The sequence below is a fragment of the Acinetobacter uliginosus genome, assembly GCF_044130295.1.
GTDB lineage: Bacteria > Pseudomonadota > Gammaproteobacteria > Pseudomonadales > Moraxellaceae > Acinetobacter.
In genome coordinates this window covers 1-1149 of sequence record NZ_JBIQOC010000058.1, presented here as the reverse complement: position 1 = coordinate 1149, position 1149 = coordinate 1, and the positions used below count along the sequence as shown (strand labels likewise).

The following is a 1149-nucleotide window of genomic DNA, read 5'->3' as shown; positions in this document are numbered from 1 at the left end:
TTTTAATTCGATTTAGGTTTCCAGCAGTGTGGCAGTAACTCTTCAATCTGGGTCACTTTATGTGTCGGCAGCCTTTTCAGCACATCACTTAAATAGGCATACGGATCCAGCCCATTCAGCTTTGCTGACTGGATTAAAGTCATGATATTCGCCGCTCGCTGACCACTGCGCAGCGAACCTGCAAACAGCCAGTTCTTGCGCCCCAACGCCCAGGGACGCATCTGATTCTCGACCCAATTATTGCAAATCGGTAGATTGCCATCATCCAGATAGCGGCTTAAAGCTGGCCAACGCTTCAGAGTGTAATTGATGGCCTTGGCGGTGGGAGAACTCGATGGCACTGTCAGATGATGTTGGTTGAGCCATTCATATAGTTGTTGCATCACTGGTTGACTATGCTGTTGTCGGTATTCGCGGCGGTCTTCCGCTGTACCATCGGTCTTTTTCCTGAGTTCTGCTTCTATCGCATACAGTTTCTGAATCAGCACCAATGCCTGTTCAGCGACCTGACTTTTCCCAGTTACATGCAGTTCATGGAATTTACGACGTGCATGTGCCATGCAGCCCACCTCAATGACATGGCCTGATTTAAAGCGTGCTTTATAACCACTGTAATCATCACAAACCAGATGACCCTGCCAGTCTTTCAGGAACTCTTCAGCATGCTGGCCAGAACGGCTATCCTGAAAGTCATAGATCACTGCCTGAACTGGATTGTACTGTGTGGTGGCATAGGCCCAGACATAACCTTTCTTCGGTTTTTTCTCATTCTCACCCATCCGCATGATGGTGACCGGTGTTTCATCTGCATGCAGCACCTGCTGTTGTAGTACCACCTCTTTTAAGGCATTGGCTAGAGGTTCCAGTTCTACACCGCAGCGACCTATCCAGTCAGATAAAGTTGATCTAGAAAGTTCGATTCCCGCCCGCTGATAGATCAGACGTTGACGGTACAGCGGCAAATGATCGGCATATTTCGACACCAAAACATGGCTGAGCAGTTCAGGTGAAGCAATGCCTTTATCAATCACATAGGCGGGCATTGCTTGCTGAGTCAGGGTGTCACACTGATCACAGACCCATTTACCACGCACATGCTGTTCCTTATAGAACTGTGCCGGTCTGAAATGCAGTTTTTCACTGACATCT

Annotated in this window: 1 protein-coding gene; it reads right to left on the bottom strand. The window is 48.3% G+C overall.

Features of this window, described 5'->3' with window-relative positions:
* Positions 1 to 2 precede the first annotated feature (2 nt).
* Positions 3 to 1149 (bottom strand): IS66-like element ISAba25 family transposase (locus ACE01T_RS11665; RefSeq protein ID WP_395519309.1); only part of this gene is annotated, 1147 nt, incomplete at its 5' end.